This is a genomic window from Streptomyces sp. NPDC014801 (assembly GCF_043082085.1).
Lineage (GTDB): Bacteria > Actinomycetota > Actinomycetes > Streptomycetales > Streptomycetaceae > Streptomyces.
In genome coordinates, this window is record NZ_JBIBXG010000003.1 from 603,023 (window position 1) to 620,894 (window position 17,872).

At 75.3% G+C, this 17,872-nt stretch carries 11 protein-coding genes; all 11 read right to left on the minus strand.

The window, feature by feature from the left end:
- Position 1 precedes the first annotated feature (1 nt).
- The 11 genes from ACF1AL_RS09345 to ACF1AL_RS09395 all read right to left on the minus strand — a co-directional run bounded on the left by ACF1AL_RS09345 (position 2) and on the right by ACF1AL_RS09395 (position 17,848).
- Entirely contained in the window at positions 2-1,261 is a 1,260-nt protein-coding gene (locus tag ACF1AL_RS09345; RefSeq protein WP_366834950.1) for a nucleotide sugar dehydrogenase, read from the minus strand.
- Complete coding sequence (locus ACF1AL_RS09350) at positions 1,261-2,031, minus strand: WecB/TagA/CpsF family glycosyltransferase (RefSeq protein ID WP_366834951.1); 771 nt, start codon at positions 2,029-2,031, stop codon at positions 1,261-1,263. Before ACF1AL_RS09350 ends, ACF1AL_RS09345 begins: the two co-directional genes overlap by 1 nt.
- Entirely contained in the window at positions 2,028-3,191 is a 1,164-nt protein-coding gene (locus ACF1AL_RS09355; RefSeq protein WP_391825692.1) for a hypothetical protein, read from the minus strand. Before ACF1AL_RS09355 ends, ACF1AL_RS09350 begins: the two co-directional genes overlap by 4 nt.
- Positions 3,192-3,476: 285 nt before the next feature.
- A complete protein-coding gene (locus ACF1AL_RS09360; RefSeq protein ID WP_366834953.1) occupies positions 3,477-4,076 on the minus strand; it encodes an acyltransferase in 600 nt (199 codons plus the stop codon).
- A 338-nt stretch (positions 4,077-4,414) separates the two neighbouring features.
- Entirely contained in the window at positions 4,415-4,912 is a 498-nt protein-coding gene (locus ACF1AL_RS09365) for a hypothetical protein (protein WP_391825693.1), read from the minus strand.
- Between the two features lie 47 nt (positions 4,913-4,959).
- Positions 4,960-6,123, minus strand: coding sequence for an MFS transporter (locus ACF1AL_RS09370; protein WP_391825694.1), 1,164 nt, complete (start codon positions 6,121-6,123; stop codon positions 4,960-4,962).
- Positions 6,120-6,932, minus strand: a complete 813-nt coding sequence (locus ACF1AL_RS09375; RefSeq protein WP_391818420.1) for a thioesterase II family protein — start codon at positions 6,930-6,932, stop codon at positions 6,120-6,122. The genes ACF1AL_RS09370 and ACF1AL_RS09375 overlap by 4 nt, the downstream gene beginning before the upstream one ends.
- The gene (locus ACF1AL_RS09380) at positions 6,929-8,683 is read right to left on the minus strand and encodes an amino acid adenylation domain-containing protein (RefSeq protein ID WP_391825695.1); all 1,755 of its coding nucleotides are present in this window, start codon (positions 8,681-8,683) and stop codon (positions 6,929-6,931) included. The genes ACF1AL_RS09375 and ACF1AL_RS09380 overlap by 4 nt, the downstream gene beginning before the upstream one ends.
- Positions 8,659-9,471 carry a hypothetical protein gene (locus tag ACF1AL_RS09385; RefSeq protein WP_391825696.1) on the minus strand — a complete coding sequence of 271 codons (813 nt, stop codon included), beginning with the start codon at positions 9,469-9,471 and terminating at the stop codon, positions 8,659-8,661. The genes ACF1AL_RS09380 and ACF1AL_RS09385 overlap by 25 nt, the downstream gene beginning before the upstream one ends.
- 20 nt (positions 9,472-9,491) lie before the next feature.
- Positions 9,492-12,749 carry a beta-ketoacyl synthase N-terminal-like domain-containing protein gene (locus ACF1AL_RS09390; protein WP_391825697.1) on the minus strand — a complete coding sequence of 1,086 codons (3,258 nt, stop codon included), beginning with the start codon at positions 12,747-12,749 and terminating at the stop codon, positions 9,492-9,494.
- A complete protein-coding gene (locus ACF1AL_RS09395; protein ID WP_391825698.1) occupies positions 12,746-17,848 on the minus strand; it encodes a MupA/Atu3671 family FMN-dependent luciferase-like monooxygenase in 5,103 nt (1,700 codons plus the stop codon). The genes ACF1AL_RS09390 and ACF1AL_RS09395 overlap by 4 nt, the downstream gene beginning before the upstream one ends.
- Positions 17,849-17,872 lie beyond the last annotated feature (24 nt).

Consider the following 17,872-nt stretch of genomic DNA (forward strand, 5'->3'; position numbering starts at 1 on the left):
CTCAGAGCACCTCGATCGTGGGGCCGGCCGCCAGCCGCCGGCGGCAGTCCAGGACGAACGGGGCGTACTCGGCGATCAGTTCGTAGTCGAAGGCGTCGTGGTCGGTGAGCAGCACCACCACGTCGGCGGCCGCCAGCTCCTGCGGCACCGGCTCGACGCGCACCAGCCGGTTGTCCACCGGCAGGTCCTCCACGACGTGCGGGTCCGCCGCCCGGACCTGCGCGCCCATGTCCAGCAGCAGCTGCGAGATGCGCAGCGCGGGCGACTCGCGGGCGTCGCCGGTGTTCTTCTTGTACGCCAGGCCCAGCAGCAGGATGCGTGAGCCGTTCACCGACCGGCGCCGCTGGTTGAACAGGTCGCCGATGCGCCGCGCCACGTACTCCGGCATGTGGCCGTTGATGTCGTTGGCCAGCTCCACGAACCGGAAGGACTGGCCCAGTTCGCGCTGCACCCGCCACGACAGGTAGGAGGGGTCGATGGGCAGGCAGTGGCCGCCGACGCCCGGCCCGGGGGTGAACTTCATGAAGCCGAACGGCTTGGTGGAGGCCGCGTCGATGGCCTGCCAGACGTCGATGCCCAGGTGGTGGGCGAACATCGCGATCTCGTTGACCAGCGCGATGTTCACGTGCCGGAAGGTGTTCTCCAGCAGCTTGGCGAGTTCGGCCTCCTTCGGCGAACTCACCGGCACGGTGGTGTCGACGAGCTGCCCGTAGAAGTCCCGCACCGCCTCCAGGGAGGCCGCGTCGACGCCGGAGACCACCTTCGGGGTCTCCTTGAAGCCCCAGACGGCGTTGCCCGGGTCGATGCGCTCCGGGCTGTAGCCGAGGTGGAAGTCGGCGCCCGCCGTCAGACCCGAGCCGTCCTCCAGGATCGGCGCGAACAGTTCCTCGGTGGTGCCGGGGTAGGTGGTCGACTCCAGGATCACCGTCGCCCCGGGCCGCAGATAGCGAGCGAGGGTGACCGCCGACTCCTTGATGTATCTCAGGTCGGGAGTGCCCTCGTGCAGCGGCGTCGGCACCGTCACCACGGCGACGTCGAAACCGCCGCAGTCGCGGGCCGAGTCGCTGGGGCGGTAGCTGCCGTCGTCCAGCGCGGCGCGGATCCGCTCGGAGGAGACATCCTCCACGAAGGACTCACCGGCCGCGAGGCTCTTGATCCGCCGGGTGTCGACGTCGTAGCCGATCACCTCGTGTCCGACCTCGGCGGCCCGGACGGCCAGCGGAAGCCCGACGTATCCCTGTCCGACCACGACGACGCGCATCAGTGACTCCTGTTCGCGGGAGCGGGCGACGGGGTGAGCCGGATGAACTCGCGCGCCGTCATGAGGAGGAAGGAGACATTGGTGGTGAGGTAGCGCCGGCCCAGGCGGCGCGGCTCCTGCAGCGCCCGGTAGAGCCACTCCAGGCCCCACCGCTGCCAGGCCCTCGGGGCGCGCTTGGTGACACCGGCGAGGATGTCGAAGGAGCCGCCGACGCCGTGCACGAGGCGGGCGCCGGTGCGGGCGCCGTGGGCTGCGGTGAAGATCTCCTTCTTCGGCGAGGTCATGCCGAGGAAGAGCATCTGGGCGCCGCTGCGGGCGATCGCGTCGGCGATCCCCTCCTGGTCGGCGTCGTCGAAGTAGCCGTGGCGGCTGCCGGCGACCTTCAGGCCGGGGAAGCGGTCGGCGACCCGGCGCAGCATCTCCTCCAGCACCTCCTGCCGGGCGCCGAGGAAGTACACGGACATGCCCGCCGTCTCCGCCTCGGCCAGCAGCCGCACGAACAGGTCTATGCCGGCGACCCGTTCGGGCAGCGGTGCGCGCAGGACGCGCCCGGCCCACACCACGGCCTGCCCGTCGGCGAGGACGAGGTCGCAGCCGCTCACGGCCCGCGCCAGACGCGGGTCGCGCCGCATGTTCACCAGCTTCGCGGCGTTGACCACGCCGATCTCCAGCCGGCGCTCCTCGCGCACCGCCCGAAGGCAGCGGTCCACGGTCTCGTCCATGGTCAGCGGGTCGAGTTCGATCCCGAACAGGGTGCGGCGCGCGCTCATATCCGGCCCCCCTGCCAGGCGTGCAGCATCCAGCCGAACTCGTACGGCCGGCACTCGCGGTCCACGGCGAGCGGACGGTACATGCGGTCCAGCGGCTTCAGCCGCAGCCCCGGCACGACCCGGGACCCGAGCCCCCGGGCGGCGCGCACGGCCTTCTTCGGGTCGCCGCGGAAGACCTTGCGCCAGGTGACGCCGAGCTCGTCGAGGATCATCGGCTCGCGGTGCGCGGAGCACGCCAGTTCGGGTACGTCCGTCATCCAGCGCAGACCCTTGCGGATCGCCGCGCCGTAGTCGCCACCGCCGGCGTCGGTGAGGTCGAACAGGGCCGTCGGCGCCATCGCGTGCTGGTGGACGCTGTAGACGGGGTAGCCCTCGATCACCCCGCCGGTGCGCGCGTCGTAGTGCCACCACCACTGCCCGCCCTCGCCCTGCAGCGCGCAGACACGGGCCGCGCACGCGTCCGCGGCGGCCAGCGCCTCCGGGTCGCCGTCCCCGCTCGCATGGGCCCGGGCGAGGGCCTGCAGCGGGTAGGTCTGGTCGGCGAAGCAGCTCACGTGCGCCCGGTACCAGGGCACCAGGCCGGGGCCGGTGGCGTGCGGGAACAGCGGGCTGTCGCCGACCCGGGCCCGCAGCAGGCGGTCGCGCGCGGCGGCCAGGCTGCGCTCCACGTCGACGGTGTCCCGGGCGGCGGCGAGCGCGGACAGCACCCACGCCGCCTCGACGGTGTACCGCGGCCGGCCGTCCTCGTCCAGGGCCTCGACCCGGGCGAGGGCGTCGGAGAGCTTCGGGTGCCCGGTCTCGGCGGCCGCCCAGGCGATGAGCGCCGCGTCGCCGAGGTTGGTCACCGCCGGCAGCGACTCGACCAGCAGCCCGGCGAACTCCTCGGCGGTGCGCCCGCCGAGCACCGCGCGCTGCCGGTCCTCGGACAGGAAACGGGCGCCCAGCACGGTGATCGCCGCGTACCTGGTGCTGATCCCGCGCCGCTCCAGGGTCCACGAGCCGTCGGGGCCCCGCAGTCCGGCCATGGTGAAGGCGAACGCCTCCCCGCCGGGCAGCAGCATCTTCGGAAGCCCCGACTCGGCCACGGCGAGCAGCCGTTGGGCGAGCGCGAGCAGCGGCGGCTCCTCATGGCCGAGCGCCGCGAGACGTGTGCTGGTCATCGTGTGGACACACCAACCCCCCTGTTGTGCACAGACTTGTGATCGCCGGGGCCCCGGGCCGCACGGCGGAAGGCAGACGTCGGAACGCGAGGCGTCGGCCGGACTCGAAAAACGGGACGTCAGGCGCCGGAGCCGCTCCCGCTCCTCGCCGCAGACACAGATGTCCTCACCCGGTACCCCCCCTGGGCGCTGGTTTGTGTGCTCACTGTGCCCGATCTCCACAGTTCGCCCACATGCTATGCCGGTGCATGTTCAAGCAACGGCGTTTTTGCGAGAATCAGAACGTCATATCTGCTCGAAAAGTTCGCCGTCCTTCTCGTCGTACCGCGCGCCCGTCTCCGGGCAGCGCCAGCCCCCCGGCTCGCCCTCCCGCTCGACCAGCCGCACACCGGCCCGGCCGACCCAGCCGATCCGCCGCGCCGGCACGCCCGCCACGAGCGCGAAGTCCGGCACGTCCCGCGTCACCACGGCGCCCGCCGCGACCAGCGCCCAGCGCCCCACGCGCACCGGCGCCACACACACCGAACGCGCCCCCAGCGACGCCCCCTCGCCCACCACCACGGCGACTGCCTCCCAGTCCCCGCCCCGCTTCAGCCGGCCCTCCGGGTCCACCGAACGCGGGAAGTAGTCGTTGGTCAGCACGGCCGCCGGCCCGACGAACACCCCGTCGCCGAGCACCGCGGGCTCGTACACCAAGGCGTAGTTCTGCAGCTTCACGTGGTCGCCGATCCGCACCCCCGGCCCGACGTACGCGCCCCGGCCGACGATGCAGCCGCTGCCCAGCCGCGCGTCCTCCCGTATCTGGGCCAGATCCCACACGGTCGTCCCGTCCCCGACCTCGGCCGCCTCGTCGACCTGCGCGGTCGGCTGGATTCTCACGCTCACGGTGGTGGACCTTTCTCGTCGGCAGGCTCGACGCGCCGCCGTTCCCGGCGCCGCACCGTGGGGGCCGGCGGGCGGGGTGAGGGGCGCGGTCGAGGGTGGCGTTCGTCCCCGGTCGGCGTGGTGACCGGACGCTCGGTGGTCCGGGCCCGGCCGGCGGACGGCATGAAGAGCCGGGGGCTCGAGGTCGTGTGATCGTTGCCTCGCTGAAAGTACCGCCCCCGGCTCCGTCGAACCAGACCCGAACCCGGCCAGTGAGCCCGAAGCCCTCCGGGCGCGCGCTCCGGCGCGCAGCCGACACGGCACGGGGGAGGGCCGACTCCGGCCACGGACGGGCCTGTTCAGGCCGGGCAGTCCGTCTCCGCGACGGCGGTGCCCCAGCGGATCATCAGGTAGTGGGAGCCGCCGATCTCCGCAACGGCGTAGCGGGAGTACGGCCAGGCGCTTCCCGCGCTCTCCCGTTCCCGTACCAGGGCCCGGCACGCCTCCTGGGCGGCGAGGCCGGCCCAGGCCTCGACCTGCTGCTCGTTCCACTCCACGTAGTCCGACCACACGTACATCACGGAGTCGGCCGGGTCGAAACCCACCTTGATCGTCTCATTGCCGAGGACACGGTCGGTGCCGAGCGTCGGGCGCATCCCGTTGGTTGCCGTGATGATCCTCCGGGCGGCGCCGTCCGCGACGCGGATCTCCGCGTTGTCGGTGCTGGGGATCATCGCCTGTCCCAGGCCGTCCTCGTCCGGCTGCCAGTCCTGGGTACCGGCCGTCTCCTGTCCGGCGCCGTCCTCGGCGGCCGTCCGGCAGCCGGCACCGGTGACGAAGTCGTCCTGCCACGTCACCTGAGCGGCACCCCCCTGCTCCTGCCGCACCATCGCGTAGCGGGGCGTCAGGTGGCCGTCGGGGTGGGCTCGGGGTGGCGGTCGTGGTGGAGGAGGCGGAGTTCGGACAGGGCGGCCGCGGCGCAGAGCAGGGCCGCCGGCAGGGGGATCCGGTGCGGGGCGACGTGGTCCAGGAGGAGGCCGCCGGTCGCGCCGCCGAGGGCCGCGCCGACGTAGATGACCGAGCTGTTCAGGGACACCGCCAGGGCGCCCGCGGGTCCGCCCAGGCGGAGCAGGCGGTGCTGCTGGGGCGCCGCGTACATCCAGCCGGCGACGCCCCACAGGGCCATCGCGATCAGCGCCCCCGGGAACGTCGCGGCCAGCCGCGGCATCGCGAGGAAGGTGACGGCCATCCCGGTGACCGAGACCAGCACGAGCCGGCGGCCCGCCGGACGGTCCAGGTACGCGCCGGCGACGGCGTTGCCGGCCAGGCCGCCGACGCCGAAGACGAAGAGCAGCACCGCCAGCCGTGTGCCGTCGCCGCCCGTCGCCCCGGCGAACACCGCGGAGGCGTAGGTCAGCACCGAGTACTCCGCGATCACCGCGAACACCGTCACCGTCAGCACCATCCGCACCGCCGGCCCGCGCAGCGCGGCCAGCCGCTCCCGCGGCGAGGCGGCGGCGCGCTCACTGCGCACGCCGCGCAGCCCCGCCGCGAGCGGCACGGCCACCGCCGCCGTCGCCGCCGCGAGGCCCAGGAGCGTGGGACGCCAGCCGAAGGAGTCCGCCGCCCAGGTGCCGCAGGGCACGCCCACCACCGAGCCCATCACCAGGCCGGTGGTGACCAGCGCGAGCGCCTTGCCCGAACGGCCCCGCGGGGCGAGGGAGGCCGCCAGGGAGCACGCGTGCGGGGTGAACTGGCTCGCCCCGGCCGCCACCAGCAGCCGCCCGGCCATCGCCGTCGTCAGCGAACCGGCGACCGCGCACAGCAGGTTGCCGAGCGCCACGGCGACCAGGGCGGCGGTCAGCCCGGTGCGCGGCGACCGGCGGCCCAGCGGCACCGCGAGCAGCGGGCCGAGGACGGCGTACCCGACGGAGAACACCGTCATCAGCTGCCCCGCCGCCGACAGCGACACGTCGAGCGACGCGCCGATCTGGGGCAGCATCCCGGCGATGACGAACACGTCGGTGCCGATGAGGAAGGTTCCCATGGCCAGCAGGAGAAGCGTCATGTCCGGGTCCTGGTCCGTGAGGGCGCCGTCGTGTCGGTGACGTGGGTGAGCGCGGTGCGCACCGCCTCCACGACCGGCGGGGGAAAGCCGTGCAGATAGAAGTGGCCCCCGGCGAAGTGCCGGGTGCGGAACGCCGCGGTGGTGTGCTCGGCCCAGGCCTCGACGTCGGCACCGGCGAGTTCGTCGTCCCGGCCCGCCCACGCGGTGATCGCGCAGGACAGCAGCGAGGGGCAGCTTCCCGGCCGGTACGCCGTGGCCGCGCGCACGTCGCCGCGCAGCGCCGGCAGGATCATCGCCCGCAGCTCGGGGTGGGCCCAGACCGCCGGGTCGGTGCCGCCGAGCGCCAGCAGCGCCTCCAGCGCGGCCTCGTCGTCGCCGTCCGGCAGGCACCGCGCCGGCCTCCGGTACGGCGCCTGCATCCCGGAGACGATCAGTCCCGCGGGCGCGGCGCCGTGGCGGTGCTCCAGCCGGGCCGCCGTCTCGAAGGCGACCAGCGCGCCCATGCTGTGCCCGAACAGCACCGGTGCCGGGCCCGAGGGGGCCTCGGCGAGCAGCCGCGCGATCTCGTCCGCGAGCAGCGTGACGTCCTCCACGACGGGCTCGGCGCAGCGGTCCTGACGCCCCGGGTACTGCACGGCCATCGTGCGCACGCCGGGGGCGAGCGCCGCGGACAGCGGGAAGTACAGGCCCGCGGTGCCGCCCGCGTGGGGGAAGCACACCAGGGGGCGGGCCCCCTCGCGGGCGTCGTGGAAGACACGCAGCCAGGCGTCGCGTTCGCGCGGCCCGGTGGGCTCGGCAGGGTCGGTCATGCGGCGGTCCGTTCCGTGATCAGCGCGGTGAGCGCGTCCACCGTCGGCGCCCGCAGGAACTCCTGCACCGACACCTCGACGCGCAGGCGCCGGTGCAGGCGGGTGACGACCAGCGCCGCGGACAGCGAGGTGCCGCCCAGGTCCATGAAGTGCCGGTCCGGCGGTACGTCGGTGACGCCGAGCACCGTCGACCAGACCGCGGCGACGGCCGCCCGTACATCGCCGGTCGCGGGGTCGGGGTGCTGGGCCGTGTCGTGGCCCGCCGCGTGGGGGGCGGGAAGGCGGCGGCGGTCGACCTTCCCGTTCGGGGAGAGCGGCAACTCCGGTGTGAGGACGACGTGCTGCGGCACCAGGTAGGCGGGCAGCAGCCCGGCGGCATGGGCGCGCAGTTCCTCCGCCGAGGGGCGGTGGCCGGGCGCGGGCACCACGTGGGCGACCAGCCGGCGTTCCTCGCCGTCCGGCGGCGTCCAGCCCACCACGGCGCACTCCCGCACCCCCGGGTGGCGCAGCAGCGCCGCCTCGACGTCGCCCGGCTCCACCCGGTACCCGCGGATCTTCAACTGGCCGTCCGTGCGCCCCAGATACTCCAGCACCCCGTCGGGCCGCCGCCGTACCAGGTCGCCGGTGCGGTAGGCGCGTACGGTCCGCCCGCCGATCCGCAGGGGCCGGAAGCGCCGCGCCGTCTGCTCCGGGTCGCGCACATACCCGTGGGCGAGCGCCACCCCGGCCAGCCACAGCTCACCGCCCTCCTCGCCGGGCGCGACATGCGCCGTGACGCCCGGCAGCGGCCGCCCGATGGGCGGAAGGTCCGGCCACGAGTGCGGCGGGCCGGTGAGGGTGTGGGCCACGGCGACATGGGTCTCCGCCGGGCCGTAGTGGTTGTGCAGCCGCGCGGCCGGCAGTCGTCCGAACAACTCCCGGACGGCCGGCGTGATGTGCAGCGCCTCCCCGGCCACCGCCACCTCGCGCAGCGCGCCGGGAAGGATGCCGAACTCACCCGTCAGGTCCGCCAGCCGGCGCAGCGCCACCGGCGGCAGGAAGACCCGCTGGATTCCCCATTCCCGGCACAGGCTCCACACCCGTTGCAGGTCGACCCGTTCGGCCTCCGACGGCGCGTAGAGGCAGCCGCCGCTGCACCACGCCGTGAACACCTCCTGCACGAACACGTCGAAGCCGAGCGGCGCGAACAGCAGGGTGCGCAGCGGCTCCGCCGACGTGGAAGCCAGCGTCCAGGCGATGAGGTTGTCCAGGCAGCGGTGCGGCAGGGAGATGGCCTTCGGCACGCCGGTGGAGCCCGAGGTGAAGACCAGATAGGCGGGGTCCGCACCGTCCGGGTCCGGCACACCGGCCGGCGCGGCCACGGGAGCGGGGTCCGCCTCCAGGGGAAGGAGGACCGGACCGTCCGGCATCACAGGAGGCCGCACCCCCGCCGCCACCAGCGCGAACCGGGCGTGGCTGCGCCGCCACATGAGCGCCGCTCGGTCCGGCGGATAGTCCGGGTCCACGACACAGAAGGCGCCGCCCGCCCGCAGCACCCCGAGGACGGCCACGCCGAGGGCCACGCTCCGGGGCGCCTGGACCAGCACGGCGTCTCCGGGACGCACCCCCTGCTGCCGCAGCCGAGCGGCCAACGCGGCAGAACGCCGGTCGAGTTCGTCGTAGTCGAGCCGGCCGTCGGGCGCGACGAGCGCGGCCGTGTGCGGACGGCGCCTCACCTGCGCGGCGATCAACTCCAGGACACGCTGGGGCACCGCCCTGATCCCTCCTGCGCGTACGGCTCCCGCGGCAGGCCGAGCGCGTCGAGGACGGCCGCGCGGGCCTCCTCCGAGCGCAGCAGCTCGAACCGGTCGCAGGGCAGCCGCAGTTCGGCGCGCCGCCCGGCGTCCCGGGCGATCCCGGACGGCACGGCGTCGGCGGAGGTCAGGCACAGCACCTCGCCCGGCCAGCCGGACGTGCGCGCGTGCCGGGCCGCCACCAGGTGGCACAGCCAGTCCGTGTACGCCCCCACCAGGTGGGTCGCGCTCGCCGTCACCTCGGCCTCGTCGGCGCCCGCCTCCCGCAGCGCCGCGCGGGCCAGCCGCGCCAGTTCCCCGGTGAGTGCGTCGACGAAGCGCTGCGGGTCGTCGGCCAACGTCGCCGCCGCCCTGTCCCCGACCGGATCCGCCTGCCCGTCCGGGGGGATGCCGAGACCGGCGAGCCGGGCGCGGTAGTCGGCCGTCACCGTGTCCCAGGACGTGGTCTCGGGATCGAACAGCACGATCAGGGGCGGTGGCCCGCCCAGGGCGGCGGCGACCTCGAAGGCGAGCGGCGCCGACGCGCAGTAGGCCGCGATCGCGGCGACGGGCCCCGGCTGCGGCGGCAGGCCCGCCAGCAGCCGCGCCGCGTACGCCGCCCCGCTCACCGCCCGCGGGAGCGGAGCGCGCAGCAGTTCGTGCACGCGGACACCGTGCCGGTCCAGGCCGAGTTCGTCGATCCGGGCCTCCTTGCGGAAGCCGGGATAGTCCAGGGTGAGCACCACGGGGCCATCGGTCCGGTGCATCGAGGGGGTCCTTTCGCCGCTCATCGCCGGGGCTCGCCGACGAGGCCGGACAGGGTGCGCAGTTGGGCGGTCATCAGGTCGTGCACGTCGTCGACGAGGTCCTTCATCGACGCGAGCTGCCGGCCGGCGACTTCGGTGAGGGGGTGGGGCGCGGTCGGCCGCTCGGAGGCGGCGCGGGCCTGCCCCACCGGCTCCGTCGCTTCCGACCCCTGCCCCGCCGGCGCCGTCGTCGCCTCGGCCAACGGCTCCGTGGACACCGCAGCCGTCGCTTCCGACCCCTGCCCCGCCGGCGCCGTCGTCGCCTCCGCCAACGGCTCCATGGGCACCGCAGCCGTCGTCTCCGCCCCCGTCAGCCGCGGCAGTTCCGGCGTCGCGTGCCGGACGCGGCGGAACGGGTAGCCGGGCAGCCGGACCCGGCCGCCGTCCACGCCCACGGCCCGCCAGTCGAGGTCGCGGCCCCGGCGATACAGCGCCGCCAGCGCCTCGTGCAGCGCGCCGAGCCCGCCGGCCTCCCGCGTCAGGCTCGCCGTCCAGTGACTGTCCGGCAGCGTCCGCGCGGCCAGCGCCGTCAGCACCTCGCTCGGCCCGAGTTCGAGGAAGTCGCCGTACCCCAGCGCGTGGACGGCGGTCAGCGTCCGGTGGAACAGCACGGGCCGGCGCGCCTGCCGGACCAGGTGCTCCGCGTCCACCAGGGAACCGGCCGGGAGGATCTCGCCCCGGGCGCTGTCGCCGCACGGGATGCGCAGCGGAGCGAACGCGACGGACTCGGCGGCCTCGCGCAGCGCGGGCAGCACCGGGTCGAGCAGCGCGGAGTGGAAGGCCCTGGCCACGCCGAGCGGACGGCAGGCGATGCCCTGGGCGGACAGGGCAGCCTGCGCGCGGTCGACGGCGTCGGGCGTGCCCGAGAGCACCAGCGAGGTCGGTCCGTTGACCGCGGCCGTCTCCACCGGCAGCCCGGCGCACGTCGCCAGGACGGTCTCGGCGTCGCCCTCCACGGCCAGCATGCGGCCCGGCGCCGCGGCGTCCATCAGCCGGCCCCGGGCGAGGATGAACCGCAGTCCGTCGGCGAGGGGGAAGGCGCCCGCCGCGCAGAGGGCGGCGATCTCACCCAGGCTGTGCCCGAGCACGCACTCGGGCTCGACCCCGAACTCACGCCACAGCCGCACCAGCGCCATCTGCAGCGCGAACTGCGCGGCCTGTGCGACCGGCCCCGCCACGTCCGCACCGCCGGAGGGCGGCGTCAGCAGGACGTCCAGCAGGCTGCCGGACTCCTCCTGCCGGTGGATCTCCTCGCAGGCGTCCAGGACCTCCCGTACGACGGTGTGGTGCCGGTACAGCTCGCCCGCCGTGCCGGCGACCGTCTGGCCCTGCCCGGAGAAGGCGAAGGCGATCGGGCCGGGGGCGGCCGGCGGCTCGACGTCCGGCGTGCGCAGGAACCGGTCGAGGGCGTCGGCCAGTTCGCCGGCGGTACGGCCGTGCACCACCGCGCGGTGGGCGTGGTGCGTGCGGCCGAGCGCCAGGGTGGTGTGGATGCCGGCGGCACCGAGCCCGGGCCGCGCCCTCAGCTCGTTGCGCAGCCGCGCGGCGACCTCGTACAGCTCGGCCTCGGACCGCGCGCTCAACGGCACCGGAAGGGGATGAGCCGGGTCCGGCCGGCGGGCCGGTGCGGGCGGTTCCTCCAGCACGACGTGCGCGTTGGTGCCGCCGAAGCCGAGCGCGCTGACCGCGCCCCGGCGCGGGACCCCCTCCGGCGTCCGCCACTCCTCGGCCTCGGTGGCCAGGCGGAAGGGGCTGGTGTCCCAGGGCAGCCCCGGATGGGGCCGCGTCACGTTCACGGTGGGCACGAGGGTGCGGTGGCGCAGCATCAGCACCGTCTTGACCAGCCCCGCCATCCCGGCACAGGTGTCCAGGTGCCCGATGCCGGGCTTCACCGAGCCGAGCGCGCAGTGGCCGGTGCGGCCGTGCCGCGACCGGTACGCCCGCGACAGCGCCTCGAACTCGACCCGGTCGCCGAGATCGGTGCCGGTGCCATGGGCCTCCACGTGCCCGACGGAGTCCGCGTCGACGCCCGCGCGGGCCAGCGCCAGACGGGCGGCCTCCGTGTGGCCGCGCACGCCGGGCGCCGTGAAGCCGGCCTTCGCGGCACCGTCGTTGTTCACCGCGGAACCGAGGATCACGGCGTGGATCTCGTCCCCGTCCGCGAGGGCCGCATCCAGCCGCTTCAGCAGGACGACGGCGACACCGTTGCCGCCGACGGTGCCGTCCGAGGCGGCGTCGAAGGCGCGGCACATCCCGCTCGGCGACAGGATGAACTCCGGGTCGTGCGCGTACGCGACCTCCTGCGGCAGGTGCACGGCCGCCGCCCCGGCGAGCGCCAGGTCGTTCTCGCCGGACAGCAGGGACTGGGCCGCCAGGTGGACCGCGACCAGCCCGGTCGAGCAGGCGCTCTGCACGGCGACGGCCGCGCCGGTCAGCCCCAGCCGGTAGGCGACCCGGGTGGCGAGGAAGTCCTGCTGGGCGCCGATCAGCGCCTGCATGTCCTCCATGACGTTCGCCGACGACGCGGCACCACCCCTGCCGTGCCGCGCGAAGTAGGGCAGCCGGGGGCCGTACAGGTTCATCCCGCCGCCCGCGTACACCCCGATCCGGCGGCCGTGGGCCTGCCCCGCGTACCCGCCGTCCTCCAGCGCGTGGGCGCAGCACTCCAGGAACAGCCGGTGCGCGGGATCGGTGAGCGCCGCCTCCCGCGGGCTCATGCCGAAGTAGTCCGCGTCGAAGCAGTCGACGTCGTCGAGGACCCCCGCCGCCCGCACCCGCCCGTCGCCGGTCCCCTCCTGTCCACCGACCCGCCCGGCGCCGAACACCCGCACGCTGCTCCTGCCCGCGCGCAGATTCGCCCAGAACGCGGCCACGTCCGGCGCGCCGGGCAGCCGCACCGCCATGCCGATGACGGCGATCCGCCCGTCGCCGGCCGCCGGGGCACGCCCGGTACCGTGCGGCTCGTCCGTCGCGGAGGAGGGGCCGCTCACGCCGGACCCCGCGGAGGCGAGTCCTGCCAGGTGCGCGGCCAGCGCGGCGACGCTGGGGTGTTCGAACAGGGCGGCGTCGGGCAGGCTCCGGCCGAGGCCGGCCTCCAGACGCACCCTGACCCGCGCCAGCGACAGCGACGTCAGCCCCAGGTCGAGGAAGGAGGCCTGCGGGTCGGCCGGGGCGCCGAGCACCTCCTCGACGGCGGCACCGATCCGCTCCCGCAGCTCCCGCTCACCGGGCGCGCTCATGCCCGTACCCCCTTGTCCCGCAGAGCGGTCAGCCGGGCCGCGACACCCCGGATCGTCGGCGCGGCGAAGAAGTCGGACACGGGCAGGCGCTGCCCCAGCTCCGTGTAGAGGCGCTCCAGCAGACGCACCGCCGACAGGGAGTTGCCCCCGACGTCGAAGAAGGAGCGGTCCGGGTCGATCGGGTCGACGCCCAGCTCGACCGCCCAGAGCTTGTGCACGGTGCGCTCCAGCTCGCTCAGCGCGAAGTCCGCGGCAACGGGCGCCGGTTCGGCCCGCAGGGTGAGCAGCCGGTCCCGCGCCAGCTTGCCGGTCGGGCCGTACGGGATGCGGTCCAGGCGCACCCAGGACTGCGGCACGAGGTAGTGCGGGAGCATCGCTGTCAGCCGCGCCCGCAGCGGCGCGCTCCAGTCGGCGTCCGCCTCGGGCGCGGCCGACAGCACCACGAAGGCGGCGAGTTCCATGTCACCGGACTCGTCGGGCCGGGCCAGGACCACGGCCTCGCGCACCCCGTCCAGACGGCCCAGCGCCCACTGCGCCTCCTCGGGTTCCACCCGGTAGCCGCGGATCTTCACCTGGTCGTCCATGCGGCCGAGGTATTCGAGGACCCCGTCGGCCCGCCAGCGCACCAGGTCCCCGCTGCGATACCACCTGCCACCCGCGTCCGGCGCGCGGAAGAAGCCGCGCTCGGTGGCCTCGGGGTTGCCGTGATAGCCGTGCGAGACGGCGACCCCGCCGATGAGGAGCTGGCCCGGGACACCGATCGGCACCGGCCGGTCCGCCGCGTCGGTCACGGCGAGCTCCACGTTGTCGACGGGCCGGCCGATCGGCACCACCGTCTCGGTCGCCGGGTCGACGCGGTGCGAGGTCACCACGACGGACGTCTCCGTCGGCCCGTACTGGTTGTACAGCGTCAGGCCGGGGCACCGGTCGGCGAGGTCGCGCAGCTCCGGGGTGAGGGTCAGCTTCTCCCCGCCGATCAGCAGCTGCCGCAGGGACGGCACCGAACCCAGCTCCCGCGCCAGGTACTTCAGCGGCGTGTACGGCACGCTCATGCGCTGCACCTCGTAGGCGCGCAGCCGGTCGGCGACCGCCGCCGGGTCGTAGCGGGTCTCGTCGTCGACGGTGATGAGCGCCTGCCCGGAGGCGAGCGTGGAGAAGATCTCCTGCACGCTCACGTCGAAGCCCGCCGACGCCCACTGCACGGTGCGCAGCGCGCCGAGGGTGCGCAGCTGCCAGCGGACGAGGTTCACCGGGCCGCGGTGCGGGACGGCCACGGGCTTGGGCCGGCCCGTCGAACCCGAGGTGTAGATCAGGTACGCGGTGTCCTCGGGGTCCACCTCGCGCCCGAGCGGACCGTCGTCGCCGCCCGCGGGGACGTCGTCCAGCCACTGCACCGGGCAGGGCAGCTCCCCGGCCGTGTCGCCGTCGGCCTCCCGGTCGGCGACGACCAGCCGGGCGCCGCTGTCCGCCAGCATGAACGCGCGGCGCTCGGCGGGCAGCGCGCGGTCCACCGGGACGTAGGCGGCACCGCACTTGAGGACGGCCAGGACGGCCGTCACCAGACCCGGGCCGCGGGGCACGCAGACGGCGGCCTGCTCGCCCCGCTCCAGGCCCCGCGCGGCCAGCCGCCGGGCCAGACGGTTCGCCGCGGCGTCCAGCTCGGCGTAGGTGAGCGGTTCGCCCACCCCGGCGAGCGCGAGGGCGTCCGGGGTGCGGGCCGCCTGCTCCTCGAACAGGCCGTGCAGCGTGGCCGGTTCCTCCTCGGTGCGCTCGCCCTGGAAGCGCGCGAGATCCCGCTCGTCCCGCGCGGTGAGGGCCGGCAGGGCGGACAGCGCGGTGCCGGGGGAGTCCACCGCGCCGCGCAGCAGCAGCTCGACGTACTCCATGATCCGCCGCACCGTCGACGCGTCGAACAGGGCGGCGTCGTACTCCACGGTGCAGCGGACGCCGGCCGTGTGGTCGGTGAAGTAGAAGGTCAGCGGGAACGGCGCCTGGGCGCGCGGGACGTCCAGGAACCGGGCGGACAGCCCCGTCCCGGCGAAGACGGGGCCCTGGTCCTCCTCGTACTCGACCATGACCGGGAACAACGGATGGGCGCCGTTGCCGCGGTCCGGGTTCACGGCCTGGACGATCTCGTCGAACGGGACACCCTTGTGGTCCATGGCCGCCGCCGTGCGGGCCTTGACGCGGTGCAGCAGCTCGGCGAAGCCGATGCCGCCGGACAGGTCGAGGCGCAGCGGCACCGTCCCGACGAACATGCCGACCACGTCCTCGGCGCCCTCCGGCCGGTTGCTGACCGCCGTGCCGATCACCACGTCGTCCTGGGCGGCGAACCGGCCGAGCACCGCGGCCACCGCGCCGAGCAGCGCCATGAACGGCGTGCAGCCCTCCGCGCGGGCGACACCGTGGACCGCGTCGCGCAGCTCGCCGCCGACCTCGTGGACCAGCGTGGCCCCGCGCACCGTGTGCCCCGCCGAGCGCGGCCGGTCGGTGGGCAGGTCGAGCGGCACCGCGTCGGCCAACTCCCGCTTCCAGTACGCCAGTCCGTCCGCCGTGCCGCTCTCCTGCGCCGCGACGGGCAGGCGGGGCAGTTCCGGCAGGCCGGCCGAGTCGCCCGGGCGGGCGCGGTAGTACGCGGCGAGGTCCCGGCACAGGACGCGGGTCGACAGGGCGTCCAGCACGATGTGGTGCGCCACGAGGTGGAGCAGATGCCGTCCGTCGGCGAGCCGGCCGATCCGGGCGCGCAGCAGCGGCCCTGCGGCGAGGTCGAAGTCGGCCTCGTCCTCCAGGTCCCGCAGCCGCAGCAGCGCGATCTCGTCGTCGAGGCCGGACACGTCCGTCACCGGGCAGTCCACGTCCACGGTGTCCAGGACGACCTGCTCCAGCCGGCCGGACCTCTCCCGGAAGACGGTGCGCAGCTGGGGGTGGCGCTCCACCACCCGCCGCAGGGCGGCGCGCAGCGCGTCGGTGTCGAGCGGCCCCTCGATGAGCAGGGCCTTGGGCTCGTAGTAGGTGTGGCTGCCGGGGTGCATCCGGTCCAGCAGCCACATCCGCCGCTGCAGCGGGGTCGCGGGGGCGGTGAACACGGAGGAGCCGGCGGGAGCCGAATCCGCGCCGGCGGGGGACGTGCCGGCGGGAGCCGAAGCCGCGCAGGCGGGGGACGTGCCGGCAGGGACCGGAAGGGCCCCGGCGGGACGCGAGACGGCGTCGGTGCGGGGCGCGGTGGCCGCGAGGCGCAGCCGGTCCAGCTCGGGCAGGCCGCCCAGCATGAGGTCCGGCGCCACGCCGAAGTCGACGAAGCAGCCGATCTCGTCCGCGCCCGCCGCCGTCAGCGAGTCGAGGACGGGCCGCACGTCGTCGGCGCTGCCGATCAGCGCACGGGTCGCGCAGTAGCGCTCGTAGGCCAGGTCCAGGACGTAGTCCAGGTCGTCCGGATCGGTGGCCCGCAGGTCGACGTCGATGCCGAGGCTGTTGGCCGCGTTGTCGAACAGGTCGATCGAGGAGCGCAGATAGTCGCAGAACGGCTTCCGCGCCTCCTGCCGGGCGCGTGCGCCGTCCGGGCCGAGGTAGGTGTGCACCAGCACCACCACGCGCCCGGCCGCCGGGTCGAGGCCGTGCGCCGCGCGGGCGGCACGGTAGCGGGCGATGTTCGCGGCGAGGTCCTCGACGCTCTGGGCCATGAGGTTGGTGACGACGCCGAGCCCGGCCCGCGCGGCCCGTTCGTAACTCTCCGGGTTGGACAGCACGGCCGTGAACAGCGGTACGTCGTCGCCCTGCACGGGCCGGGGATGCAGGCTCACCTCGACCGGGCGTCCGTCGCCCGAGGTGAGCGTGACCGCATCGCCGGACCACAGGCGGCGGAACGTCTCCAGGTGGTCGTAGAGCACGTCCCGCTGGCGGCCGTAGTTCTCCGGTGCGAGGACGAAGTCGGTGGCGTGCCAGCCACTGGCGAAGCCGAGACCGACCCGGCCGCCGGACAGGTTGTCCACGACCGCCCACTCCTCGGCCACCCGCACCGGGTGGTGCAGGGGGAGCACCACGGATCCCGCGTGCAGCCGGATGCGGGAGGTCTGCGTGGCCAGCGCGCTCGCCAGGACGGACGGGCTCGGGAAGAGCGCGCCGAAGGAGTGGAAGTGCCGCTCGGGCAGCCACACCGCGTGGAATCCCTTGTCGTCGGCGTACTGCGCGGCTTGCAGCAAATGCCGGTAGGCGGCGGCGGTGTCGGGCCCGGGGTAGTCGCCGAAGAAGTAGAGGCTGAAGTCGGGGGAGGGGCGCGGCGCCGGCCAGGGTGGGGTGGGCGTCGCGGACGAGGCGGGCTGCGGGGCCGCCGGGCGCGAGTCCGCGGTGCGCTGCGCGGCCGGGGCGGGGTGTACGGCCACGGGGGCCTCCGGCGTCCGGTCCGTGCGGGGCGCGGGGCTCGGGTGGACCGGGGCCGACGCCGTCGCGGGTGCCACCGCCGGGGTGCCGGCAGGGCGTTGCCCGGCCGGGCCGCCCCGCAGCGCCCCGAGCGTCCGGAGCTGCTCGGCCGTCAGTTCGCCGAAGCGGGTCAGCATCGTGCCGGCCAGGTCCAGCTGCTCGGCGAAGAGGGCGAGCGCCGCCTCATAGGCACCGGCGGGCGACGACCCCGGCGGGACCTGGGCGGACGGGACCGGCGGCGCGTCGGTGGGCGGGACCGGCGGCCCGTCGGCGGGGGCGGCCGATGGCGTCGGCGTGGCCGTCCGCGTGGGCGCGACCGACGGCGCGGGCAGGACCGACGGTGTGGGCGGGGCCGGCGCCGCGGCCGGCGGCGCGGCGGCCGGCGCCGGACTCGGATCCGCCGCGAGGGACGCGGCCGGCGTCGGCGCCGGGGCGGAGACCGGGCGCTCCGCCGCGCGGGCGCTCACCAGCTCCGCCAGCTTCCCCGGGGTGTCCGCGTCCGTGAAGAGCTCGCGCACGGAGACGTTCACGCCGTACTCCGACCGCACGGCCCGGGCCAGCGCCATGAGCGACAGCGAGTCCGCCCCCGCGGCGACGAACGAGCGGCCGGGGTCGAGCCGGCCGGCCGCGACGGTCAGCCGGTCCGAGACAAAGCCCAGCACCTCACCTGCGGTTACGGTCACCGCTGCTCCAATCCACGTGCCTGC

Coding starts and splice junctions, on each gene's coding strand:
- ACF1AL_RS09345 (WP_366834950.1), bottom strand. CDS start 1,261: ATGCGCGTCGTCGTGGTCGGACAGGGATACGTCGGGCTTCCGCTGGCC.
- ACF1AL_RS09350 (WP_366834951.1), bottom strand. CDS start 2,031: ATGAGCGCGCGCCGCACCCTGTTCGGGATCGAACTCGACCCGCTGACC.
- ACF1AL_RS09355 (WP_391825692.1), bottom strand. CDS start 3,191: ATGACCAGCACACGTCTCGCGGCGCTCGGCCATGAGGAGCCGCCGCTG.
- ACF1AL_RS09370 (WP_391825694.1), bottom strand. CDS start 6,123: ATGACGCTTCTCCTGCTGGCCATGGGAACCTTCCTCATCGGCACCGAC.
- ACF1AL_RS09375 (WP_391818420.1), bottom strand. CDS start 6,932: ATGACCGACCCTGCCGAGCCCACCGGGCCGCGCGAACGCGACGCCTGG.
- ACF1AL_RS09385 (WP_391825696.1), bottom strand. CDS start 9,471: ATGCACCGGACCGATGGCCCCGTGGTGCTCACCCTGGACTATCCCGGC.
- ACF1AL_RS09390 (WP_391825697.1), bottom strand. CDS start 12,749: ATGAGCGCGCCCGGTGAGCGGGAGCTGCGGGAGCGGATCGGTGCCGCC.